Below are 22,274 nucleotides of genomic sequence, written 5' to 3'. Positions count from 1 at the left end.
CCCGAAAGTATGACCCCCGGGTGCGCGACCGCGAGGTACAGGCCGGGCAGCTCCGGGGCTGGGCCGACGAGCGGCTCGCCGGCGCTGGGCATCGGTCGATCCGCGATCACCGCCCCGTCGAGCCGGATGTCGCCCGCGCCGTGGAAGTTCGCGCGGATCGCCGCGAGCGCCGGGGTGCAAGCATCGCAGGATCGCCGCTAAACCCTGCCGGCACGTCTTCCGCCGCGAGGAGTGTCGTGTCGTCGAGCTGCCGGATCTCGAGTTCCGGCGTCGACACGATCCCCCGGACGATTGGCCGCGGAGTTGAGAACCTCAGCAGCGCGCACGGCGCCGGCACGAGGTCGACGCTGACGCCAGCCGCTGCGGCGAGCGCGGAGGAACCGGTTCCTGCGGCGAGCACGACACTCGCACCGGCCATCCGACCGTCAGCAGTCGCGACGCCAGTGACGCTGCCGTGCTCCACGACGAGTGCCGTAACGGCGGTGTCGGGTAGTACCTCTGCACCGTGACGCCGGGCGCTGGAGAGCAGGGCCTCCGTGAGGGCGACCGGATCCACCCCCGCGTCGTCGGGAGCGTACGCGACGACCTCCGGTGCCTCGCGCAGCGTGGGCTCAAGCTCGCGCGCTGCTGCTCCTGTGATGAGGCGCATGGGGTTCCCCGCGGCCACGTGTGCGGCGACGAACTCGCGGGTGAGCGCGTCGGTTTCCTCCCACGAGATCGCCCCGGATGCGCGGTGGCCGACGGTGTTCGCTGCACTGGGGAGTTCGGCGAGCAGGGCGGCGAAGTCGGCGCGCGCCCGGGAGCGGAGCGGTGACCGTTGTGAGCCTGCGGGGCTCTTGGCGACACCGACCCACGCAAACGACGCCGCCGTCGTGCCGCGACCGGGCCGACCGGCGTCGAGTACGACGACTTCGTGACCTGCCTGTGCGAGGCTGTGCGCGGCGACGGCACCGACGATCCCCGCCCCGACGATGATGACGCGGTTCCGACCGGGTGCTGCGTTGCGGCTCTCGCTGGTATTCACAGTCGGAGCCTAGCCCTGCGGTCCGGTCTCCGGCGGCTGGGGTTCGCCGCCGTTTGAGAGTTGCTTGCGCATCTTCACGCTCGTCGTTTCGTACCCGAGGGACTCGTAGAGGCCCCTGGCGGTCGTGTTGAACCCGAAGACGTTAAGCCCGAGCGTCTTGGCGCCCTGCGAGCGCGCATACTCTTCCGCCAACCGCATGCCCTCGCGGCCGAGCCCGCGGCCGCGGAAAGCCGGGTCGACGACGATGTCCCAGATCCACCAGGCGGTGGGATCGTCGGAGCTGTCGCGGCCCACCCACAGGTAGCCGACGGTCAAGTCGGCCTCATCAACGATGTTGAACACCGCGTTGGTGGGCGACGGTTCACCTTCTGGGAAGGCGGACGCGAGGCTGTTCGCGGCCTGCTGCGCCGCGGCATCGGGGGTAGACCCGGTGGCGATGAGGTCTGCCTCGTACTCGGTCTGCGAGGCGCTCAGCCAGGCCGGGAAGTCGTGCACAGGGAGCGGAACCAGTCGGGCAGTCATAGAGGTAGTCTCGCAGGCTCGGGGCGTCCGGGCTCTGGGGCTAGCACGCACGCGGTGGGTACTGCGAGGATTGAGCGCACGGAGGTACGCAGTGACTGGATGGGCAGCGACTGATTTGCCTGAGGTGCCCGCCGGGCGGCAGCTGGGCGCAGCCCGAGTGCGCGAGGCGCTGAGCGTGGGCCCCATGGTGCTGCCGCTCATAGCTGTCCGTGGCCTTCCTGATCGTGAACAGCGCAGTCTGGGCGACGGACCTCGCCGTGTTCTTCTCGGACGGCGCCGAGACGGTTGGTCGCGACCCGGGCTGGATCCTCGCCGTACTCGCCCTCGCCGCCACCGTCGCGTGCGCGGCGCTCGGCCTGCTGGGCACGCGTGACCGTTGGAAGTACAACCGCAGGTGGCAGCGCGGACTGATGGGGTCGATCGCGGCGACGCTGAGCACGGTGCTCTTCTCGTCCTGGGCGATGACGCAGGCCCTGCTGCGCGGGAGCGAGCCCGAAGTAGGGCTCTCAATGTTCGTGACGATGTGCGCGATGCTCTACGGCGTGCTGTGCGCGGTGGTGTCGCCGCGCGATCTAGTCTTCGAGTATCCGGGAGAGGAACAGCCGTGACGACGACGCAACTGCGGGCGCAACTTGATGAGGTCTTTAGCGCCCGGGCTGCCTCAGGGAGCTCGACCTTGCTTCACCGTGCGTTGGGCTGAAAAGATAGCGGGGATCCCTGCTCGCACCTGACGCGCTGGAGGCGAGATGGCTGACCGCAACGACATCGACGTCATCGGTGGTGAGCTTGTCATCGTTCCGAGAGGGCTCGACAAGGTGTGGGGCTTTCGGCGGCGGATTGTCGTACCGCTCGAGGAGGTTGCCGGTGTCGAGGTTGAGCAGCGCCCCCATCGGGTCGAAACGGGGTGGCGCGGCCCCGGGCTCGACGCGGGCACAAAGCTGAGCGGCACGTTTCACCCGCCGGGCGAGCGCACGTATTGGAACGTGTCTGGACCCGGAGCGGCGCTCCTCATCCACGTCCGCAGCAGGAAGCCGTTCGACAGGCTCTACCTGTCCGTCGCGGACGCCGAAGCTGCGCGTCAGCGCATTGCTAAGGCAGTGGAGCAGTTCGCAGGCGAAACGCGTGAGAAGCGAACCTGAAGTGCTATCGCCGGCGAGCGGTGCGGTACCGGCGGCCGGCAAAGTACGCGAAGCCATAGCGGAGCTGAATGACAATCGCGCCGAGTGCGAATGCTGTTCCCAGCCCATTGAGGAATGCTTCGTCGCTACGCATCAGCAGCATTGCCGAGAGAAGCAGCACACTTCCCGCGCCTAACGTCCACTTGTAGCTCATCTGGGTTAGCGTGCTCGGCGCCGACGAACCCCACAATTGAGTGTTCGCGCAGGGGAGCAATACCGGACACTCTGTGCGCTAGCGGCGGTCGTACTCACCTCTCGGTGTGCGAGGTTCGCGGGGTGACGGTCGCAGTGCTCAAGATATGAAGAGCACCTCAGAGCAGGTCGTGCTTCGCGTCCTCCAGCACTCCTGACCACCATGACGTGCGGGCGAGCGCGGACCGGTCGGCAGCTTTCAGATCACTGTGGACGCGCCTGAGTCGCGTCCGGTGGGGCACCGGCGGCTTTTGCGGAGCGCGGGAGACAACCTCGCCTCTTGCGAACCGCTCCAGTCGTTCTCGCATCTCATCGGCCGAGTAGACAGTGGGGCTGGACGCCTCGGGGCCGTCCTCGACGTAGCGCCCGAACGCGGTGAGGCATGCGTCGAGGGCGGAACGGGATGCGTTGAGCGGCCATTCGGCCGACAGGTCGGCGGAGAGCACCCAGACTGAGCCGTCGGCTGGATCCTCAGCAACGAGGAACTCCTCGGGTCGGTGAAGATGTCCGATCACGCGAAGCGGGCGCCCGAGCCGCTCGGCGGCACCGGCAATGTCGGCCGTGTCAGCGTAGAGCTGAAATCCCAGTCCGCCCGTGCGTTCGTCGCTCATTGCGCCCCCTCAGTGTCTCCCGTTGACCTGCAGCGAGCCTACCGCTGGCCGCGGGGCGTGCGGATCAGAGCGCGCGAGGGCGCAAAGCCAGAGCCGCGCGAGGGCGTCCCCTCGCGCGGCTCCAGGCGTTAGACGGTGTCGCCCTCCGCGGGTCCCTCCGTGTTCGGCTTCCAGCCGAGCGCGGGTGCAACGTGCTTCGCGAACGAGTCGAGAATGTGCAGGTTGTACTCGGGCCCGAGCTGGTTCGGGATTGTCAGCATGAGCGTGTCAGCCGCCATCACCGCCTCGTCGGCCTTGAGCTGCTCGATGAGCCGGTCGGGCGTATCCGCGTAGGTCTTGCCGAACGTCGAGCGGAACCCGTCGATGACACCGATCTGATCCTGCGACTCCGACCCGGGTCCGCCCCCACGGAGCCCGAAGTAGAGTTCGTCCTGCTCGGTGACGATCGGGAACACGCTGCGGCTCACAGAGACGCGCGGCTTTCCAGTGTGGCCGGCTTCCCGGTAGGCCTCACGGAACGCATCGATCTGCTTGCGCTGCAGAATGCCGAGCGGTTCGCCCGTCGCCTCGGTGACGAGGGTCGAGCTCATCAGGTTCACGCCCATCTTGCCGGCGTTGATCGCGGTGTCGGTCGAGCCTGCGCCCCACCAGACCCGCTCGCGCAGGCCGGGCGAGTGCGGCTCGAGTGCGAGCCGTCCGGGAGGCGACATCTTCGGGTCGGCCTCGACGAGCGCCTCGCCCTCGATCGCGCGGAGGAACAGGTCGAACTTCGGGCGCGCGAGGTCGGCCCCGCGCGGGTCCTGCGAACCGGTGTACCCGAACGCCTCGTATCCGCGGAGCGCGGTCTCGGGTGACCCCCGGCTCACGCCGAGCGCGAGCCTGCCGTCGGAGATGAGGTCGAGCGCCGCGGCCTCTTCGGCAAGGTAGAGCGGGTTTTCGTAGCGCAGGTCGATGACGCCGGTGCCGACCTCGATGCGGCTCGTGCGAGCCGCCATCGCGGTGAGCAGCGGGATCGGCGATGCCGCCTGGCGCGCGAAGTGATGCACGCGCACGTAGGCGCCGTTGACGCCGATCTCGTCGGCGCCCTCGGCAAGCTCGATGGTCTGCTTGAGCATGTCGCCCGCGGTGCGCACGCGCGACCCTGGGACGGGGCCGTAGTGGCCGAAGGAGAGGAATCCGAATGATCTCATGCTCGGTGTAACGCACTCCAGCGAATTACATTCCCGCGCATATAGTTCGGGATCGCGCGAACCCCACTACACCCACAGCGTGCGGGCGAGCGCCGTGACGAGAACGGCCACGAGCAGCGCGACATAGCCCCACGCGTGCAGGCGGTCTGGAAGGCGCGGCGGCCGCCTGCGCCAGAGCACAACGACCGGGATCGAGCCGACAAGGAGCAGCGCCGCGGCGCCGAGGTCGACCGCGCCAACCGACAGCACGCCGCCGCCGGGCGACGCGTGCGAGGTGAGGAGGAACGCCGCGAGCGCGGGGATCGAGACGCAGAGCGTGAGCGGATTCGCGAGTGCGGCCGCCGTTATCATCGGCTTTCCCGAGCGCCGCAGGAGCGGCACCGTCATGACCGAGCCGCCGACGCCGAGGAATGACGCCAGCGCGCCAATGGGGGCGCCGAGGCCGGCCCGGATCGCGAAGCGTTCGCCGCCGGTGTCGTCGTCGCGCTCGCCGCCTGCCGTGCGCGGGCGAAGAAACCCGGGCCGCAGCAGCGCGTCGAGAACCGTCACGGCCAGGTACGCAACGAACCCCCACAGGATCAGCGCCGGCGGCGCCACGGACGCCGCGAGCGCGCCGAGCGCCCCGCCGGCGCCAAGCAGCACGAGCAGGGGGAGCGTGCCGCGCAGTTCCCTGAGGATCGGCGCCGGGGTCGCCGCCGTCGCGACGGCGGCGTTCACGGCCATCACCACGGCCGACGTGGCGACGGCGGTCACGGCGGCGTCGGGGCCGAGCGCGGCGTCGAGGAGCAGGATCACGGGGACGGTGACGAACCCGCCCCCAAAGCCGAAGAGGACGGTGGTGGCGCCGGTGAAGACGCCGACAAGAATGACAAGAGGAATACTCACTCATCCCATTCCAGTGGCAGACGCAACGGCCCACAATCGAAGGCATGCCCGGATCATTCGAATACCTGCCTAGCATGGAGGCATGCGCAACGTCTCGCTCGCAACGCTCGACAGCTCCGCACGTCCGGTGCTGCCGATCGCGACCGACTACCCGCCGGGGCACCTGCTCGACTGGCACGAGCACCGCCGCGCGCAACTGCTCTACGCCGCAACGGGCACCATGCTCGTGGAGACGGCGGACGGCGCATGGACGGTCCCCGGCGAGCGTGCCGTGCTCATCCCGCCGCGCACGCAGCACCGCGTCCGCATGCTCGACGTGCAGACGAGCAGCCTCTACATTGAGCCGGCGGCGGTCCCGTGGTGGCCCACCAGGTGCCGGGCGGTCGACGTGCCGCCGCTGCTTCGCGAGCTCCTCCGTGCCGCGGCCGACCTCGGGCGCACGGGCGCCGAGCCGCCGGGAACGACGGGCGACGGCGACGTTCGCGCTGAGGCTCTGCTCGCGTTGATCCTCATCGAACTCGAGCGCGTGCGGGAGGCGCCGCTGCACCTCCCGCTCCCCGCCGCGCCGCCGTTCGCCGGGCTCTGCCGCGCGTACATCGCGACCCCGGACGTCGCGGTCACGAACGCCGAATGGGCGGACGCTGCGAACGTCGCCGAGCGCACCCTGAGCCGCGACTTTCGCGCGGCGACGGGCATGAGCCCCGGCGCCTGGCGGGCCCGCGCGCGGCTGCTCGCGGCGATCCCGCTGCTGCAGCACCAGCCCGTCGCCGAGGTCTCGGGGGCGCTCGGATACGCCTCGCCGGCCGCCTTCTCGTACGCGTTCACGAGCGCGTTCGGGGCGCCGCCATCGACGCTCCGCGGTCGCGCGAGCGAGAAGGTCAGGATCGCGGCCGCGGGATCAGCGTGAGGGGCTGGCGGCCCCGCCGATGTCTGCCCGCCCCGGGCGGATCGCGTCGAACGTCGACCGGACGAGGGTCATGCGCCCCTCGGGCGTGCGGTCCTCGGTGTGCATGATGACCTCAGAGAGGACGCCGAGCATCGAGCCGACGAGCGCGCGGAGGACGACCCGCATGTCGGCCGCTTCGGCATCGAGGATCTCGCGCTGCTGCGCGGCAGACCAGCGCTCCCAGAGGGCCTCGCCGATCCGGTCCTGCGAATCCGACATCCGCGCGAACTGGTGTGCGGTGAGGTCTGCCGAGCCAGCGAGAATCGCGCGGTAGCGCCGGCTCCGCTCGTACTCCGCGTCTTGGTCGAGCTCGCCGAGCAGCTGCTCGACCGCGTACTGCAGGGCGTTCCAGGGGGCCTCGGTGCCGGGCCGGGACCGCACGAGCTCGACGACCGTCGCCGTGTCCTCCGTCGCCGTGGAGAAGAACGCCTCGTCCTTCGTGGCGAAGTAGCGGAAGAACGTGCGCTCGGAGATGCCCGCGGCCGCCGCGATCTCCTCGACCGTCGTCGCGTCGTAGCCGTGCTCGTCGAACAGCTCGAGCGCGACGTCGGCGATGCGTCGGCGGGAGGCCTGTCGCGACAGCTCTCTGAGGGTGGGCTTCGGCATGCTCACAGGTTAACAGCGCGAATGTGTCATAGGCTGACATTCCTGTCAGTCAATGACACATAGTCAATTCGGAGGAAAAGTGAGTCAGAGCTCCCCAGTCGTCGCACCCACCGCGGCCGAGCCAGCAGAGCCGAAGGGACGCGGCACCGCGCTCATCTGGATCCTGCTCGCCGGCGCATTCGTGATGGTGCTCAACGAGACCGTGATGGGCGTCGCCCTGCCCCCGCTCATGCAGGAGTTCGGCGTGGCCGCGTCGGCGGGGCAGTGGCTGACGACCGCATACATGCTGGTCATGGCCGTGCTCATCCCGATGTCGGGCTTCCTGCTGCAGCGCTTCACGCCGCGCACGATCTTCGTCACCGCACTCGTACTCTTCACCGCGGGCACCGCAGCCGCGGCCTTCGCGCCGGCATTCCCGGTGCTCGTCGTTGCGCGCGTCGCGCAGGCAGCGGGCACGGCGGTCATGATGCCGCTGCTCACCACCACGATCCTCACCCGGATTCCCGCCGAGCGGCGCGGCCGCATGATGGGGCTCATCGCGATCGTCATGTCGGCGGCGCCGGCGCTCGGGCCGACCTTCTCGGGCATGCTCATCACCGCGCTGGGCTGGCGCGCCGTATTTCTGTCGGTGCTGCCGATCGCGATCCTTGTGCTCGTGGTCGGAGCGCTGCTCATCGGCTCGGGAGCCAAGGGCGCCGCGACGAAGTTCGATGTCCCTTCGGCACTGCTGTCCGTCGTCGCGTTCGGCGGCCTCGTGTACGGGCTGGGCAGCCTCGGCCAGGCCGTCGACGGCGGGGCGTCCGTGCCGCCCGCGATCCCGATCGTGCTGGGTGCCATCGGGCTCGTGCTCTTCGTCGCGCGGCAGCTCGCGCTCCAGCGCCGGGGCGCAGCGTTCCTCGACCTTCGTCCGTTCCGCGAGCGTCCCTTCTGGGTCGGCATCGTGCTCATCTCCGTCGTGATGCTGTCGATGTTCGGGTCGCTCATCCTGCTGCCGATCTACATGCAGAACGTGCTCGGACTCACGCCGCTCGCGGCTGGCCTCGCCGTGCTCCCCGGCGGACTCCTCATGGGTGTCGCCGCCCCGTTCGTCGGCGCGCTGTTCGACAAGGTCGGGGCGCGGCCGCTCGTCATCCCCGGCGCGTTCGTCGTCTCGATCGCGCTCCTCCTGTTCATGCAGCTCGGGGCGACGAGCCCCGTGTGGCTCGTGGTCGTCGCGATGCTCGTGCTGAACCTCGGCATCGCCTTCATGATGACGCCGCTCATGACTTCGTCGCTCGGATCGCTCGCGCCCGAGCTCTACAGCCACGGCAGCGCGATCTTCTCGACGGTGCAGCAGCTCGCGGGCGCGGTCGGAACCGCGATGTTCGTGACGCTCATGGCCGTCGGCACCTCGAGCGCGGTCGCCGCGGGACATGACGCAGCGGCCGCGACCGCGCAGGGCATCCACGGGGCGTTCGTCGTCGCCGCCGCGAGCTCGGTGCTCGCGATCGTGCTGTCGTTCTTCGTGCCAAAGAAGCAGGCCGCTGCCGTGGAGGGGTAGGCGCTGAAGCGGGCTGGCGCCCGGGCCGCTCCGCTCGCCATGCGGAGCGGGCGGCGCCGGACGGTACCCGAGTACCATCCGGGCGGCACCGTAGGGCGATCCGCCGGTACCACCGGCCGACGTACCTTCGAGGTATGAACGCACAAGCAGCAGCAATTGAGACGGTCGCGGGGGTCGCGAACCTCGGCAAGTACTACGGGGCGGGCGAGCAGCGGGTCGTCGCGCTCCACGACGTGTCCGTCGGAGTCGGTCGCGGCCAGTTCACCGCGATCATGGGCCCCTCGGGCTCGGGCAAGTCGACGCTCATGCACGTCATGGCCGGCCTCGACACCCCCAGCGAGGGCAAGGTGTGGCTCGGCGGCGACGAGATCTCCGGCCTCGGCGACGCCGAGCTCACGAAGCTGCGCCGCCGCCGCATCGGGTTCATCTTCCAGGCCTTCAACCTCGTGCCAACGCTCGACGTGCGCGGCAACATCATGCTGCCATTCCAGCTCGACGGCAAGAAGCCGAGCCTGCAGGAGATGGCGTGGATCGACGCCCTGCTGAACCAGCTCGGCCTCTCGGGTCGCCTCGATCATCGCCCACATGAGCTGTCCGGTGGCCAGCAGCAGCGCGTCGCGATCGCCCGCGCCCTCGCGACGAAGCCCGACGTCATCTTCGCGGATGAGCCGACCGGCGCCCTCGACTCCCGAACGGGGCGCGAGGTGCTGAAGCTGCTGCGCTCGGCGGTTACGAACTCTGGCCAGAGCATCGTCATGGTCACGCACGACCCGATCGCGGCGAGCTACGCGGACCGCATCGTGTTCCTCGGCGACGGCCGCATTGTCGCCGACCGCGGCCCGATGACGGCGGAGGAGATCTCGGCGACAATGCTGAACCTTGAGGGGCACGCAGCATGAGCGCCGCGCAGGGGTCCGCGCTGCGCGAGCACGCCGCAACCGTCGTCGTCTCGGGCCTGAGCACGCTGTTCGCCGTCGCCCTCATTCTCACGACCGGAGTGATGGGCGCGGCGCTCGACCCGGAGCTCATCGAGGGCTCAGGCACGTTCCGCATGACGCTGCTCATGGTGTCGGCGATCTTCATCATCATCGCGCTGTACGTGGGCGCGATCGTCACCGCGAACACGTTTGCGACGATCATCGCTGGGCGCACACGCACGATCGCGCTGTACCGCCTCATCGGGTCGACGTCGGCGCGGATCCGGTCGCGCGTCGCCGGGGAGGGCCTGCTCATGGGGGCGATCGGCGCGGCCATCGGCTTCGTGCTCGCCGAGGCCCTCATCGCAGGTGTCGTCCATTTCGGGCCGGGCTGGGGCTGGCTCCCTGAGGGGCCGAACTACCCGCTGTTCGACCCGCTCGCGATCGTTGCCGTTGCGGTCGTGACGCTCACGACGTGGGCCGCGGCATGGGCGGGATCGCGTCGCGTCGGGTCGGTGTCGCCGATCGCGGCGACGGGCGCCTCAGTGGAGCTGCGGCCGGAGGAGTCGCGCGGCAGGCGCGCCAGGACGGTGTGGGCGTGGATCCTCATCGTGATCGGCGCCGCGCTGCTCGCCGGTGGTATCGCGCTCAGCGTGCTCACCCCGATGGCGCTCATGGTGTCGTTCTTCGGCGGCCTGTTCTCGTTCACGGGGATCGCGGTCGGCGCCCACTTCATCATGCCGCCCGTGCTGAAGCTCACCGGCAAGCTCATCGACCGCGGTCCGACGGGCTCCCTCGCCGCGGCGAACGCCGTGCGGTTCCCCGAGCGCAGCGCGCGCTCAACGATCGGCCTCGTGATCGGCGTCACCCTCGTCATCATGTTTGCGGTCGCGCTCGAGAGCTACCGGGCGATGACGCTCGCCGCGTTCGACAATGACCCGGCGATGGCGGCGATCCTGAACGAGACGCTCACCGTGACGACCGCGATCTTCACCGGCCTCGTCGGCTTCTCGGCGATCATCGCGGCGGTCGGCATGGTCAACACGCTGTCGCTCAGCGTGCTGCAGCGCACCCGCGAACTCGGGCTGCTGCGCGCGCTCGGGTTCACCGGATCGCAGGTGCGGCGCATGGTCGTCGCGGAGAGCGCGCAGATGACGCTCGCGGCGCTCGGGTTCGGGATCCTGCTCGGCGTGTTCTACGGCTGGGTCGCCGCGCAGTCGCTGCTCGGTTCCGAGATCGGGTTCGCGGCGCCGAGCGTGCCGTGGCTCGTGATCGCCGGCGTCGTGCTCTTCGGGGTCGCGCTCGCCCTCGTCGCTGCCGCCGCTCCCGCGCGGCGTGCGGTGCGGGTATCGCCGGTCACCGCGCTCTCCGTCGCGTAGCCGACGGTAGCCGGGGCAGCCCCTCGGCGTCCCCGCGGAGACACGGCGCCGGCAGCGCCCTATCGCCACACAGCAAGGTCGGCCCTCACGGTGCACTCGTGAGGGCCGACCTTGTGCTGTGTGGCCGTCGCCTAGGATGCCGCGAGCTCACCCGTGGCGTCGAAACCGAACTCGCCGCCGATCATCGTCGCGCGCACCTCGATGTCGCGGATCCGCTCGGCAGCGACCGCGGCCGGATCGTCGGAGAGGACGACAAGGTCGGCGACCTTGCCCCGCGAGAGGGTGCCCTTGCGCTGCTCCTCGTGCACCGCGTACGCCGAGCCGTGGGTGTAGGCGCGGAGGGCCTGGGCGGGGGTGAGGGCCTCCCCGAGCCCGATGGGGGCGCCCGACGCCGAACGGCGGTTCACCATGTCGTGCAGGCTGAGGATCGGCTCGCCCGGCACAACCGGGGCGTCGGTGGACCCCGGGAGTTCGACGCCGGCGTCGAGGAAGCTGCGCATCCGGTACGCGAGCTCGACGCGGTCGGCGCCGAGCGCGGCCGTGAAGCCGTCGCCAAGCTCGGAGATAAACCTGCCCTGCGGGACCGGGACGTGGCCACCGGCCGCGATCCGCGCGACCTGCGCGTCAGACGCGACGGCGACGTGCTCGATGCGGTGCCTGGTGTTCGCCCGAGCGACCTGTCGCTGCCCGGCTTCGAACGCGTCGAGGACGACGTCGAGCGCGCGGTCGCCGATCGCGTGGGCTGCCACCTGCCAGCCGTTCACGTGCGCGGCGACGATCTTGTCGTGCAGATCTTGCTGCTCCCACTGCAGGTAGCCCGCGTTGCCAGGGGTGTCGTTGTAGTCGCAGCACATTGCGGCGGTGCGCCCGATGAGCGACCCGTCGCTGAGCACCTTTACGGGCCCGACGCGCAGCCACTCGTCGCCGAGTCCGCTACGAATACCGAGGTCGATGCCCCAGCCGTCGCCGCCGCCGATGGGGCCGAGCCCGTGCAGGGCGTCGATGTACGGCATGAGGGTGAGGCGGGTACGGAGGATGCCGCGCTCGGACGCGGTCTGGAACGCGCGGATGTCTGCCGGGCCGTGCCCGATCGTCGTGCCGCCGATCCCCGGCTCGGTCGCGCTCGTGACGCCGTGCCTGAGCGCCCACTGCGACGCGGCACCGAGCGCCTCGACGAGGTCCTCCTGCGGCACCGGGCGGAACAGGTGGGCGACGAGCGACATCGCCTGCTCCTGGATCAGGCCGGTGAACCTGCCGGTGGCGTCGGTGCCGAGGCTGCCGCCAACGGGCGCGGAGAGCCGCGTCACGTCACTGTGCCCGGCGAGCGCGAACGCTTGGGTGTTCGCGACGGCCATGTGGTGCGAGTTGTGTTGCAGGTAGACGGGGCGACCGCCGGCAATCCTGTCGAGCACCGCGATGTCGGGGTGCTCGCCGCCGAGCTTGTTCTGGTCGTAGCCCTGCCCGCGGACCCACGCGCCCGGCGGCCGTGTCGCCGCGTACTCTTCGATGCGCGCGTACAGTGCGTCGAGCGTGGGTGCCTGCTCCGGGGCCAGGTCGAGCTGGGTCATCTCGAGTCCGAGCATCGAGAAGTGGAAGTGGGCGTCGTTGAACCCGGGCACCACCGGTGCGCCGTCGAGGTCGATGCGGGTGTCGGCGGTGACCCCGTCGAGTTCCTCGTCGACGCCGACGATGCGGCCGTTCCAGACGCCGATGCGGCTGGCGTGTGGGCGGTCGGGGTCGACGGTAGTGATGCGTGCGTTCTCGATGATGGTGTCGATGCGCATGATGCTCCTTGGCTGCGAGTGCGAACGGGTGGTGCTGAATGGATCCAGCGTGGCGGGCCCCCGGGTGCCTGGGGGCGGCAGTGGGGAAGGGAGCGCGGGGCCGGGGGAATCGGCCCCGCACCCGGGGGTCAGGCGTCGGCTGCGCGCTGCTCGCGTTCGCGGGCGGCGGTGAATCCGGTGAGCGACGCGAGCGCGAGCACGCCCGCGATGGTGAGGCCGACGAGCACGATGTTGAAGCCCGCGACGCCCTGCCAGCCCATCGAGACGAGGAAGGACTGTGCGAGCAGCGGCGTCGTGCCGCCGATGAGCGTGGAGGATGCCTGATAGGCGAACGAGACGCCCGTGTAGCGCACCTCGACGGGGAACGCCTGCGCGAGGAAGCCGGCGAGCACGGCGTAGTAGCCGGACCCTGCGATCGTCGAGGCGATGATGCCCGCGGCGATCGCGACAACGTTGCCGGTGTTCACGAGCAGGAACATCGGGATGACGAGGATCGCCTGCGCGGCGAGGGCCCACGCCATGAACTTCGCGCTGCCGACCTTCTCGGCGATGCGGGTCGCGATGGGCTGCCAGATGAACTGCGCGATGGCGTTGATGAGCAACACGTTGAGCATGATGCCGCGGTCGATGCCGAGCGAGGTCGTCGTGTACGCGAGCATGAACGCGCTCACGAAGTACGCCATACCGATGCCGATCGCGCTCGCGAAGACGCCAGCGATGACCTGCTTCCAGTGGTGCTTGAAGAGTTCGGCGATGGGCACCTTGATCTCCTCGCGGTTTGCCTGTTGCGCGAGGAACTCGGGTGACTCGTCGAGGCGGGCGCGAATGACGAGGCCGATGATGACGAGCACGGCTGAGAAGAGGAACGGGAGGCGCCAGCCCCACGCGATGAACTGCTCGGCGGGCAGGAGCGCGGCGAGCGCGAACGCCGCGGTCGCGAGGATGTTGCCGGCCGGGGATCCCTGCTGCACGAACATGCCGCCGCGGATTGCCTTGCTCTTGCTGCCGGACTCGGAGGCGAGGAGCACAGCGCCGCCCCACTCGCCACCGACCGCGAAGCCCTGGAGCGCGCGCAGTGAGACGAGCAGGATCGGTGCCCACACCCCGATCTGGTTCGCGCCCGGCAGGATGCCGATGCAGAAGGTCGCGATGCCCATGATGAGCAGGGTCGCGACGAGCGTGTTCTTGCGGCCAAACTTGTCGCCGAGGTGGCCGAAGACGACGCCGCCGATGGGGCGGGCGAGAAAGCCTGCCCAGAACGTCGCGAAGGAGAGCAGCAGCGCGGTGCCGGCGGTCTGATCCGGGAAGAACACCGGGCCGAAGGCGATGGCCGCGGCGGTCGAGTAGATAAAGAAGTCGTACCACTCGACGGTGGTGCCGAGGAACGCGGCGAACCTCGCCTTCTTCGCGTGGGCTTCGAGCTCGACAGACGAGCGAGATGTTGACATGTGCTTCTCCGTTGTAGTCAGGGATGTCAGAGGCGACCTCATCGAAGGTAGAGCCAAACAGGTATGCCGTCTAATATCTAAAAAGCACGATCTCTATGCATAGGAGGCATACCGTGGAACTGCGCGTACTCCGCTACTTCGTCGCCGCCGCCGAGGAAGGCTCGGTCACGGGTGGGGCCGCACGCGTGCACGTCTCGCAGCCGGCGGTCTCGCGGCAGCTCGCCGCGCTCGAACGCGAGGTCGGGGCGGCGTTGTTCGAACGCGGCCGCGGTGCGCTCCAGCTCACCCACGCGGGCAGGCGCTTCCTGGGGATCGCGCGGGACCTCCTGCGCCGCGCAGACGAGGCGCGGCTCGTCGCCGCCCTCACGGACCCGGCAGACGTCAGGCTCACGGCCGTCGCGCAGTCCACCACCATCGAGCGCACGATCGCGGCGTTCAGCGCGGACCACGGCGCCGCGCTCCCGCTCGTCGACGCGATCGCCGCGAGCCCCGCCGAGGTGTTCGACCGCGTCGAGGCGACCGGCGCAGACTTCGGCATCTCCACCTTCGCGCCGCCCGCGACCTGGGCCTCGAGGCTCATCACCCAGGTCGGCATCACCGCGCACGTTCCGCCAGGCCACCCGCTCTACGAACGGCCGAGTGTCGAGGTCGCCGAGCTGCTCGAGTACCCACTCATCTGCATGGACCGCAGCCACACGGCGCGCACCTCGTTTGACACCGCCGTGGCGCGCGCCGGGGCGGGCCGGGCGAACATCACCGAGATGCGGGCGACGAGCCTCGCGCAGGCCCACGCTGCGGCCGGGCGGGGGATCGCGATCCTCACCGACCGCGCGAGCTACGGCGTGCGCACGGTCCGGATCATGCTCGACGGATCCCAGGTGCGCATGCAGCTCTATGCGGGCTGGTACGCCGACCACTTCGCGGCGGCGCACATCGGAGCGTGGGCCGACGCGCTCGCCGCCTGGGTCCCGACGCTTCCCGACGTCGCCCGCATCGATGCGCCGCCGGAGGTCGGGCTCTGGGACGAAGCGAGAGAGTAGGGTTGGGGGCATGAGTGTAGTGATTGACCCATCCTTCGATCCTGTCCCTTCGCTCGCGCAGACAACTGACGTTGTCATCGGCTCCGTCGCCGATGTCACCGCAGCGCCCGTCCGTGCGTGCCTGATCGCCGCCGAGGGGGATCTGCCAGCATGCGATCACCTCGACGGCCAGACCCGCGAGTCGCTTGCGGCCGCCGGATTCACCGGGAAGGCCGGCCAGACGCTGCGCCTCCCCGGCCAGACGCTCTGCGTACTCGTCGGCACCGGCACGGGCATCACCTCGGCGGCTGAGCTCCGCAACGCGGTGGCCTCCTTCACCCGCGCCGCGAGCGAGTCGGACGCACTTGCTCTCGACCTCACTGGCGTGGTCTCCGACAAGCTGAACGCGCACGACGCCGCGCTCGCCGCAACCGAGGGCGCCGTGCTCGCGCGCTACCGGTTCGAGGCGCTGAAGGGCGAGGCGAAGAACGTCGCGCTGAAGACGCTGACGCTCGGCGTCGCCGACGCGGACCAGGCCGCAGCCAAGGAGGGCGTCGCCCGCGGACTCGTGCTCGCACGCGCCGCCGCGCTCTCGCGCGACCTCGGCAACACCCCGCCACGGCACCTCACGGCCGAGAAGTTCGCCGACATCGCCGCGAAGCTCGGCCCGGAGTTCGGCCTCGAGGTCGAGATCTTCGACCGTGACGCGCTCATCGAGCTCGGCACCGGCGGCCTGCTCGGCGTGAACGCCGGTTCCGTCGACGAGCCCCGCATGATCAAGCTGCGCTACACGCCCGAGGGCGCGAACGCGAACACCCCGCACCTCGGCCTCGTCGGCAAGGGCATCATGTTCGACTCGGGCGGCGTGAGCCTGAAGCCCCCGACGTCGATGGGCGACATGAAGATGGACATGATGGGCGCCGGAGCCGTCTTCTCGGCGATGCTCGGCCTCCGTGAGCTCGGCGTGACGAACAAGGTCACCGGCTGGCTCATGTGCACCGACAACATGCTCTCGGGCACCGCGACGAAGATCGGCGACGTGCTCACGATCCGCGGCGGCAAGACCGTCGAGGTGAAGAACTCCGACGCCGAGGGGCGCATTGTCATGGCCGACGGCCTCGTCCTCGCCACCGAGGAAGCCGATCGCCCCGACGCAATCGTCGACATTGCGACGCTCACCGGCAACGCGATGGCGGCGCTCGGGCTCCGCACGGCAGCGACCTTCGCGAACAACGACGAGGTCGCGGCGCAGCTCGCGGCGGCGGCGGACCTCACCGACGAGCGCGTCTGGCAGATGCCGCTCGATCACCGGTACGCCGACCAGATGAAGTCGAACGTCGCGGACCTGTCGAACATCGGCGGGCCCTACGGCGGCGCGATCCTCGCGGCCCTCTTCCTCAACGAGTTCGTCGCTGACGTGCCGTGGGGCCACATCGACATCGCCCCGACGATGGAGGTCGCGAGCGACGACCTCTGGCGTTCGACAGGCTCGACGGGCTTCGGCGCGCGCCTGCTCACCGAGCTCGCCGCAGCGTTCACGGCTCCCGCCGCGACCGACGCACCCCAGTCAAGCGAGATGAACTAGCGCCATGACCGAGACGCTGCTTGAGAGTCGCGACGACTACATCAATGAGTTCATCGGGTTCGTAGGATCATCGCCGAGCTCGTACCACGCGGCGCGATTCTCGGCAGCGATGCTCGTGAGCCAGGGCTTCACCGAGCTCATCGAAGACGACGCGTGGGGGCCGGTCGCATCCGGCGCCCGCGGCGTCGTCGTGCGCGACGGCGCGGTCATCGCATGGCGGGCGGGGGAGGGCGTCTCCGCGACGAGCCCCGTGCGCGTGCTCGGCGCGCACACGGATTCCCCCGGCTTCGTCCTGAAGCCGCAGCCCGACTTCACGGCAGCTGGCTGGTCGCAGGCCGGGGTCGAGGTCTACGGCGGGCCGCTCATCAACTCGTGGCTCGACCGGGACCTCGGCTTCGCGGGGCGCGTCGTCACCCGCTCGGGCGAGGAGCGCCTCGTATGCACGCAGGCCGTCGCGCGAATCCCGCAGCTCGCGATCCACCTCGACCGCGAGGCGAACTCGGGCCTCACGCTCGATCGGCAGCGCCACACGCAGCCGATCCTCGCGGTCTCGGCGCCCGAGACGTCGGTGATTGAGCTGCTCGCGGCCGCGGCGAACTTGCCGCAACCGGGCGAGCCCTTCGTTGCGGCTCCGACTGCTGAGTTGAAGCTGGATCCGGCGCGGATCGCGGCCGCCGACATCGCGGGCACCGACGTGCGGCTGTATGACACGCAGCCGGCGAGCAGGATCGGCGCGCGTGAGGAGTTTCTCGCGTCGCCGCGGCTCGACAACCTGAGCTCGACCTTCGCGGGCCTGGTCGCGCTCATCGAGACCGAGCCGGCGCCCGGCACGATCTCCGTGTTTGCCTCCTTCGACCACGAGGAGCTCGGCTCGGAGACGCGCTCAGGTGCGGCAGGGCCGTTCCTGGAGGACGTTCTCGTGCGCTTGCGTGCCGGGCTCGGCGCGACGCCGGATGAGGCCGCACGCGCGCTCGCAGCGTCGTGGTGCCTGTCGGCGGATGCGGGGCACTCGGTGCACCCGAACTATCAGGAGAAGCACGACCCGAACGTGCGCCCGCTCGCGGGCAACGGGCCGATGCTGAAGGTCAACGCGAACCAGCGCTACGCGAGCGATGCGCACGGCGCAGCGCTCTGGCAGCGCGCGTGCGAGGCGGCAGGGGTCCAGACGCAGGAGTTCGTGTCGAACAACACGGTTCCGTGCGGCTCGACGATCGGCCCGATCACGGCAACGAGGATCGGGATCCGCACCGTCGACGTCGGCGTTCCGCTGCTCTCGATGCACTCGGCTCGCGAGCTCGCGCACGTGGACGACCTGCACGGACTCGCCCGCGCAATCGGCGCGTTCTACGCTGGCGCGTAGTCCCGACGTGACGGAATGGCGCTCAGCTGCGCGGAAGGGTGCGTAGCTGAGCGTTTCGTCATCGAAATTTTTATGTCTGTTCGATAGGATCGGGCCATGAGCGAGGTGCAACGGCAGGGTGAGAAGGTACTAGCGCTCCCCACGGATCGGCTGATGCCGCACATTCAGCGGTTCGGACAGCAGGCGATTGAGTTCACATTCTTGGGTCCGAACATGCAGGGGCAGCCGACCTGGATCATGTGGAATGCGAACGAGCCGTATCTCATCGGCATGCTCAGCCAGGGCAAGATGGGCTATCACTTCGAGCAGCGCACCGGCGACGGCGTGCAGCGACTCGAGAACATCTCCCTCAACCGCGTGCAGCGCGCCCTCGGGGGATAAGCAGCGCGTCCGCGCTCGGTGCCGAATCGCCGTCGCGACACGCCAGGGATACCGGATGGTCACCGGGATTTGCGTCCCGCGGCATTCGTGCCCTAAGCTCATATCTCGGTAGCAAGGCAAGAAATTGCCCCGGCCCCATCGTTTAGCGGCCTAGGACACCGCCCTTTCACGGCGGCAGCACGGGTTCGAATCCCGTTGGGGTCACTATACCGAACACAATTAAATATGCATGGCCCTGTAGCGCAGTTGGTTAGCGCGCCGCCCTGTCACGGCGGAGGTCGCGGGTTCAAGTCCCGTCAGGGTCGCTGGATTGAGGAGCCCTTCTAAGGAAGGGTTTCTTCATTCCAACGGCGATTGCCAGAGTTGGTCACCCAGTTCGAACGATCGTCTGGCTCTGTAGCTCAGTTGGTAGAGCGTTCGACTGAAAATCGAAAGGTCACCGGATCGATGCCGGTCGGAGCCACGTAGCGGCTATTACACCGTTACTGAACCCTCATGAGGCTTCTACTCGTGGGGGTTCTTTTTCTTGCAGAACCCGTTCCCGGTGCCCTGTGTGGTCTGGAAGCGTCGTCGAGCAAGGCATAATTGAAGAGCAACATCTGGCCCTGTAGCGCAGTTGGTTAGCGCGCCGCCCTGTCACGGCGGAGGTCGCGGGTTCAAGTCCCGTCAGGGTCGCCACAGTTCGAAGCCCCTCCTCGGAGGGGCTTCGTTGCGTTGTGAGCAAGTTCACCCGCGCGGTGACCGCTCCTGGCGCGGAGTTTGGGCTCCGCTTTTGGCCCCAGCGCCAGTTTTTGCGATCTTGAGCTTGTGAATGAGCAAGTTTAGCTATATGGTTTTGCTCTGGCAGCAAGCCAATGGTTTGGTTGCTGTTCTCTATGCAAATTCGTTGTTGAATTTGTTCTCAATGCCGAGATGGAAAGTGCGCCTTCATGACTAAGACGAGCCCCACAACCAAGTGGGTGATGCTGAGCCTGTCCTACCTGGTTCTCATCGCCTGCTTCATCCCCTACATCGGATGGACCCCGAGCCTGCTCGAGATCTCCGAAGAGCTGTCGCTCAGCGCGAGCCAGGCCGGCCTGCTCGCCTCGATCACCGCCCTCGTCGGCGGCATCATCCTGCCCTTCGCCGGGGTGATCGGCGACAAGATCGGAATCAAGAAGATCATCCTCGTTGGCCTCGTCGCCGCGATCATCGGGCAGTTCGTCTTCGCCCTCGCGCCTGACTACGGCATGCTCATGCTCGGCCGCGCCATCAGCGGCCTCGGCGTCGGCCTGCTGTTCGTCGGCCCGTACACGATGGCGATCAACTGGTTCGAGCGCGAGCGCAAGAGCGGCATCGCGCTCGGCGTGATGTTCACGACCGACGGCATCGGCTCGGTGTTCGCGCTCTACCTGTTCGCAATCGTGCTCGTCGCGTTCGGCTGGCGCACTGGCTCGACTATCGGTGGGGTCTTCCTCATCGTCGTGCTCGTCATCGCGGCGCTCTTCCTGAAGGACGTTCCACCTGCCCAGGCCGATGAGGCCGCGCAGGAGTCAGACACCAGCGGCCGTTCCGCCATCAGCTGGCTGTTCAGCCGCAACGTCCTGGTCGCCGCAGCCTTCTTCATCGGCGAGTGGGGCATCTTCGCGGTCGTCGCGGTCTGGATGCCGACGATCCTCATCGAGGACGCCGGATGGTCGACGACCGCCGCGGGCTTCTTCGCGTCCTGCTACGTGCTCGCCGGCGTCGCGACGTCGATCATCTTTGGCCTCATCTCCGACAGCCTGGGTAAGCGGAAGAACCTGATCCTGCTCGCCGGTCTCGCGATGACGCTCTTCATGGGCGCCCTCACCGTGAGCATCGCCTCCGGAAACTACGTGTTTGCCGCGATCTGCCTGCCGCTCGTAGGCCTCGGGGTCTACACCGGCATGCCCCTCGCCCTGGCCCTCGCGACCGAGTCCGTGCCCGGGCGCATGGCTGGCGCGGTCAACGGCTTCGTGCTCGGCATCGGCTTCATCGTTGGCGGGTTCGTCTACCCGTATGTGATGGGCCTCGTGAAGGACTCCACAGGGGACTACGTGCTCGGGTTTGTTGGCATGGTGGTGGCCACCGCGCTCTTGAACCTCTGCTTCCCCTTCCTCGCGAAGGACGTGCGGCGCGCGCAACCGGCGGAGGCGCTCGCACGCTAACACCGCACGGCGGCTGAGCGCCGCCGAACCACGCAGTACCGAGAGTGAACAACAAAGGAGTGCTCATGGCTCACGTCTCACGTCGCAGCCTCTTGGTCGGGGCCGCCGCGGTCGCAGGCCTCGCCACCGCTGGCATCATCGCGGGGAACGCCATCAACGGGCGACCCGGCGGTGACGAGCGCGGCGGCGACTGGGACGTCATCGTTGTGGGTGCCGGGTCCGCCGGAATCGGGGCGGCCCGGCGCCTCGTCGATCAACGTCCGAGTCTTCGGGTCGCGATCGTTGAGGCCCGGGACCGGATCGGCGGGCGCATGTTCACCGATCGCACCTCGATGGGGATCCCGGTCGAGCGGGGATGCGAGCTTGTGCACGGCGGCCCCTACGCTGACACCTATCCCTGGATCAAGGAGGCCGGGTTCGACATGCGGATGTTCACCAAGAACTACATTCGCTTGGACGGCGTGGCGGACAGCTCGCCCTCCCACGCGTGGCACGCCCCGGACGCACCAGTGTCGTGGACGTTCCCCGCGGGCATCCCAGACGGCCTCGCGAAGTTCGACCCCGCGGGGGAGGGGCGCCCGCTGCCGGAGGTGCTGCCGCGTGAGAAGGCGGACGCCTACCTGTCGCGGCTGGGCGTTGCACCCGATAACATCCCGAGCGGGCTCCGGTACCTGCTGACCGACGACGCCGAACCGCTGTACGCGACCGACGCCGCGGCGGTCGGCGAGGCGCTGACCGCGTGCATCCGCTACTCGCTACACCCTGAGGACGCGCCGGAGCCCGAGCAGCTCGAGCCGGACGACCCGGAGCGCAACGACGGCGACTACAAGATCATCGGCGGCTACGACCAGCTGCTGACCTTCATCGCCGACGATATTCCGGTGTTTCTCGACACCATCGTGGAATCAGTGCAGCATTCGAAGAACGGCGTTGAGCTTCTGACGTCGCAGGGCACCATGTCCGCGCGCCGTCTGGTCATGGCCGTTCCCGCCGGGGTGATGCAGCGCAGAGACATCGACTTCTCCGCCGGGCTGCCCGACCGCAAGTGGGTGGCGTTCGACGAGTTCCAGTACAGCCACATCTTCAAGTGCCTGCTCGAATTCGACGGGCACGTGTTCACGCCCGACGGCAGCTCGAGCTGGGGCTACGCCGAGTCGATGGACCTCACCCCGACAACGCTGTGGAACGCATCGATCGCGCAACCCGACTACGGCGGGCAGGTCATCGTCGGCTGGGAGACGGGAGAAGCCGCGCGCGAACTTCACGCGCTGCCGCTCGAGCAGAAGCACGAGGCGGTCTTGGACGTCGTGCGTAAGAGCGCGGGCGACCCCGGGCTGCAGTACAAGAAGGCCCTCATGACAGACTGGGCGAACGAGCCCTTCAGCTGGGGAGCCTACGGGCACGGCGGCAACGAGACAGACATGTCAGCACCGACCGATGATGTGGTGTTCTGGGCGGGGATGCGAACGAGCACGGTGACGGCGTCATACGTGTCGGGCGTCGACCAGGCCGACGAGCTGCTGAAGCACCTGTAGCGCG

The 22,274-nt window shown here is 68.9% G+C and carries 21 protein-coding genes and 4 tRNA genes; 16 read left to right on the top strand and 9 right to left on the bottom strand.

The window, feature by feature from the left end; genetic code table 11:
* Window positions 1–106: 106 nt before the first annotated feature.
* Together BJ960_RS12550 and BJ960_RS12545 are read right to left on the bottom strand one after the other, a co-directional pair.
* Complete coding sequence (locus BJ960_RS12550; RefSeq protein WP_202229122.1) at window positions 107–1,024, bottom strand: NAD(P)/FAD-dependent oxidoreductase; 918 nt, start codon at window positions 1,022–1,024, stop codon at window positions 107–109.
* A gap of 9 nt (window positions 1,025–1,033) precedes the next feature.
* Window positions 1,034–1,546: a GNAT family N-acetyltransferase gene (locus tag BJ960_RS12545; RefSeq protein WP_185987531.1), complete on the bottom strand. Its 513-nt coding sequence runs from the start codon at window positions 1,544–1,546 to the stop codon at window positions 1,034–1,036.
* Between the two features lie 224 nt (window positions 1,547–1,770).
* On the opposite strand from BJ960_RS12545, the gene BJ960_RS12540 reads away from it, so the two are divergent.
* Both BJ960_RS12540 and BJ960_RS12535 read left to right on the top strand, forming a co-directional pair.
* Window positions 1,771–2,154, top strand: coding sequence for a hypothetical protein (locus BJ960_RS12540; RefSeq protein WP_185987530.1), 384 nt, complete (start codon window positions 1,771–1,773; stop codon window positions 2,152–2,154).
* A gap of 138 nt (window positions 2,155–2,292) precedes the next feature.
* Window positions 2,293–2,685, top strand: a complete 393-nt coding sequence (locus tag BJ960_RS12535; protein ID WP_185987529.1) for a hypothetical protein — start codon at window positions 2,293–2,295, stop codon at window positions 2,683–2,685.
* Window positions 2,686–2,689: 4 nt separating this feature from the next.
* On the opposite strand, the gene BJ960_RS12530 is transcribed toward BJ960_RS12535, so the two are convergent.
* From BJ960_RS12530 to BJ960_RS12515, 4 genes are all read right to left on the bottom strand, one after another.
* Window positions 2,690–2,878 (bottom strand): hypothetical protein, encoded by a 189-nt coding sequence (locus tag BJ960_RS12530; protein ID WP_185987528.1) that lies wholly within the window; start codon window positions 2,876–2,878, stop codon window positions 2,690–2,692.
* 157 nt (window positions 2,879–3,035) lie between these two features.
* Complete coding sequence (locus tag BJ960_RS12525) at window positions 3,036–3,527, bottom strand: Rossmann-fold NAD(P)-binding domain-containing protein (protein ID WP_185987527.1); 492 nt, start codon at window positions 3,525–3,527, stop codon at window positions 3,036–3,038.
* A 128-nt stretch (window positions 3,528–3,655) separates the two neighbouring features.
* Window positions 3,656–4,717, bottom strand: coding sequence for an LLM class flavin-dependent oxidoreductase (locus BJ960_RS12520; RefSeq protein WP_185987526.1), 1,062 nt, complete (start codon window positions 4,715–4,717; stop codon window positions 3,656–3,658).
* Between the two features lie 66 nt (window positions 4,718–4,783).
* On the bottom strand, window positions 4,784–5,602 hold the full coding sequence (locus tag BJ960_RS12515; protein ID WP_202229123.1) for a TSUP family transporter: 819 nt from the start codon (window positions 5,600–5,602) through the stop codon (window positions 4,784–4,786).
* Window positions 5,603–5,684: 82 nt separating this feature from the next.
* Between BJ960_RS12515 and BJ960_RS12510 the strand changes: the two genes are divergently transcribed.
* The gene (locus tag BJ960_RS12510) at window positions 5,685–6,509 is read left to right on the top strand and encodes an AraC family transcriptional regulator (protein ID WP_185987525.1); all 825 of its coding nucleotides are present in this window, start codon (window positions 5,685–5,687) and stop codon (window positions 6,507–6,509) included.
* On the opposite strand, the gene BJ960_RS12505 is transcribed toward BJ960_RS12510, so the two are convergent.
* A complete protein-coding gene (locus BJ960_RS12505) occupies window positions 6,501–7,154 on the bottom strand; it encodes a TetR/AcrR family transcriptional regulator (RefSeq protein ID WP_185987524.1) in 654 nt (217 codons plus the stop codon). The genes BJ960_RS12510 and BJ960_RS12505 overlap by 9 nt on opposite strands.
* A gap of 79 nt (window positions 7,155–7,233) precedes the next feature.
* Here BJ960_RS12505 and BJ960_RS12500 point away from each other — a divergent pair, with 79 nt between their 5' ends.
* The 3 genes from BJ960_RS12500 (at window position 7,234) to BJ960_RS12490 (ending at window position 10,990) form a co-directional block, all read left to right on the top strand.
* Entirely contained in the window at window positions 7,234–8,694 is a 1,461-nt protein-coding gene (locus tag BJ960_RS12500; protein ID WP_307814576.1) for a DHA2 family efflux MFS transporter permease subunit, read from the top strand.
* A gap of 134 nt (window positions 8,695–8,828) precedes the next feature.
* A complete protein-coding gene (locus BJ960_RS12495; protein WP_185987522.1) occupies window positions 8,829–9,593 on the top strand; it encodes an ABC transporter ATP-binding protein in 765 nt (254 codons plus the stop codon).
* Window positions 9,590–10,990 (top strand): ABC transporter permease, encoded by a 1,401-nt coding sequence (locus BJ960_RS12490; protein ID WP_185987521.1) that lies wholly within the window; start codon window positions 9,590–9,592, stop codon window positions 10,988–10,990. The genes BJ960_RS12495 and BJ960_RS12490 overlap by 4 nt, the downstream gene beginning before the upstream one ends.
* Before the next feature lie 131 nt (window positions 10,991–11,121).
* On the opposite strand, the gene BJ960_RS12485 is transcribed toward BJ960_RS12490, so the two are convergent.
* Entirely contained in the window at window positions 11,122–12,774 is a 1,653-nt protein-coding gene (locus BJ960_RS12485; RefSeq protein WP_185987520.1) for an amidohydrolase, read from the bottom strand.
* Between the two features lie 128 nt (window positions 12,775–12,902).
* Window positions 12,903–14,222, bottom strand: coding sequence for an MFS transporter (locus BJ960_RS12480; protein WP_185987519.1), 1,320 nt, complete (start codon window positions 14,220–14,222; stop codon window positions 12,903–12,905).
* Between the two features lie 113 nt (window positions 14,223–14,335).
* Between BJ960_RS12480 and BJ960_RS12475 the strand changes: the two genes are divergently transcribed.
* The 10 genes from BJ960_RS12475 to BJ960_RS12430 all read left to right on the top strand — a co-directional run bounded on the left by BJ960_RS12475 (window position 14,336) and on the right by BJ960_RS12430 (window position 22,270).
* Window positions 14,336–15,262: a LysR family transcriptional regulator gene (locus BJ960_RS12475; protein ID WP_183075372.1), complete on the top strand. Its 927-nt coding sequence runs from the start codon at window positions 14,336–14,338 to the stop codon at window positions 15,260–15,262.
* A 10-nt stretch (window positions 15,263–15,272) separates the two neighbouring features.
* On the top strand, window positions 15,273–16,826 hold the full coding sequence (locus BJ960_RS12470; protein ID WP_185987518.1) for a leucyl aminopeptidase family protein: 1,554 nt from the start codon (window positions 15,273–15,275) through the stop codon (window positions 16,824–16,826).
* A 4-nt stretch (window positions 16,827–16,830) separates the two neighbouring features.
* Window positions 16,831–18,186 (top strand): M18 family aminopeptidase, encoded by a 1,356-nt coding sequence (locus tag BJ960_RS12465; protein WP_185987517.1) that lies wholly within the window; start codon window positions 16,831–16,833, stop codon window positions 18,184–18,186.
* Window positions 18,187–18,282: 96 nt separating this feature from the next.
* Window positions 18,283–18,567 carry a hypothetical protein gene (locus tag BJ960_RS12460; RefSeq protein ID WP_121077899.1) on the top strand — a complete coding sequence of 95 codons (285 nt, stop codon included), beginning with the start codon at window positions 18,283–18,285 and terminating at the stop codon, window positions 18,565–18,567.
* Between the two features lie 131 nt (window positions 18,568–18,698).
* A tRNA-Glu gene (locus BJ960_RS12455) sits at window positions 18,699–18,771 on the top strand.
* A 27-nt stretch (window positions 18,772–18,798) separates the two neighbouring features.
* Window positions 18,799–18,872 (top strand) — tRNA-Asp (locus BJ960_RS12450).
* A gap of 85 nt (window positions 18,873–18,957) precedes the next feature.
* Window positions 18,958–19,030, top strand: a tRNA-Phe gene (locus tag BJ960_RS12445).
* Between the two features lie 138 nt (window positions 19,031–19,168).
* Window positions 19,169–19,245 (top strand) — tRNA-Asp (locus tag BJ960_RS12440).
* Window positions 19,246–19,496: 251 nt separating this feature from the next.
* The gene (locus tag BJ960_RS12435; RefSeq protein ID WP_185987516.1) at window positions 19,497–20,735 is read left to right on the top strand and encodes an MFS transporter; all 1,239 of its coding nucleotides are present in this window, start codon (window positions 19,497–19,499) and stop codon (window positions 20,733–20,735) included.
* Window positions 20,736–20,800: 65 nt separating this feature from the next.
* Window positions 20,801–22,270 carry a flavin monoamine oxidase family protein gene (locus BJ960_RS12430; RefSeq protein ID WP_185987515.1) on the top strand — a complete coding sequence of 490 codons (1,470 nt, stop codon included), beginning with the start codon at window positions 20,801–20,803 and terminating at the stop codon, window positions 22,268–22,270.
* Window positions 22,271–22,274 lie beyond the last annotated feature (4 nt).

The organism is Leucobacter aridicollis (genome assembly GCF_013409595.1).
Lineage (GTDB): Bacteria > Actinomycetota > Actinomycetes > Actinomycetales > Microbacteriaceae > Leucobacter > Leucobacter aridicollis.
The sequence above is the reverse complement of the archived record's forward strand: the minus strand, read 5'-3'. Positions and strand labels throughout refer to the sequence as shown.

Coding starts and splice junctions, on each gene's coding strand:
- BJ960_RS12545 (WP_185987531.1), bottom strand. CDS start 1,546: ATGACTGCCCGACTGGTTCCGCTCCCTGTGCACGACTTCCCGGCCTGG.
- BJ960_RS12535 (WP_185987529.1), top strand. CDS start 2,293: ATGGCTGACCGCAACGACATCGACGTCATCGGTGGTGAGCTTGTCATC.
- BJ960_RS12530 (WP_185987528.1), bottom strand. CDS start 2,878: ATGAGCTACAAGTGGACGTTAGGCGCGGGAAGTGTGCTGCTTCTCTCG.
- BJ960_RS12525 (WP_185987527.1), bottom strand. CDS start 3,527: ATGAGCGACGAACGCACGGGCGGACTGGGATTTCAGCTCTACGCTGAC.
- BJ960_RS12520 (WP_185987526.1), bottom strand. CDS start 4,717: ATGAGATCATTCGGATTCCTCTCCTTCGGCCACTACGGCCCCGTCCCA.
- BJ960_RS12510 (WP_185987525.1), top strand. CDS start 5,685: ATGCGCAACGTCTCGCTCGCAACGCTCGACAGCTCCGCACGTCCGGTG.
- BJ960_RS12505 (WP_185987524.1), bottom strand. CDS start 7,154: ATGCCGAAGCCCACCCTCAGAGAGCTGTCGCGACAGGCCTCCCGCCGA.
- BJ960_RS12495 (WP_185987522.1), top strand. CDS start 8,829: ATGAACGCACAAGCAGCAGCAATTGAGACGGTCGCGGGGGTCGCGAAC.
- BJ960_RS12490 (WP_185987521.1), top strand. CDS start 9,590: ATGAGCGCCGCGCAGGGGTCCGCGCTGCGCGAGCACGCCGCAACCGTC.
- BJ960_RS12485 (WP_185987520.1), bottom strand. CDS start 12,774: ATGCGCATCGACACCATCATCGAGAACGCACGCATCACTACCGTCGAC.
- BJ960_RS12480 (WP_185987519.1), bottom strand. CDS start 14,222: ATGTCAACATCTCGCTCGTCTGTCGAGCTCGAAGCCCACGCGAAGAAG.
- BJ960_RS12470 (WP_185987518.1), top strand. CDS start 15,273: ATGAGTGTAGTGATTGACCCATCCTTCGATCCTGTCCCTTCGCTCGCG.
- BJ960_RS12465 (WP_185987517.1), top strand. CDS start 16,831: ATGACCGAGACGCTGCTTGAGAGTCGCGACGACTACATCAATGAGTTC.
- BJ960_RS12460 (WP_121077899.1), top strand. CDS start 18,283: ATGAGCGAGGTGCAACGGCAGGGTGAGAAGGTACTAGCGCTCCCCACG.
- BJ960_RS12435 (WP_185987516.1), top strand. CDS start 19,497: ATGACTAAGACGAGCCCCACAACCAAGTGGGTGATGCTGAGCCTGTCC.
- BJ960_RS12430 (WP_185987515.1), top strand. CDS start 20,801: ATGGCTCACGTCTCACGTCGCAGCCTCTTGGTCGGGGCCGCCGCGGTC.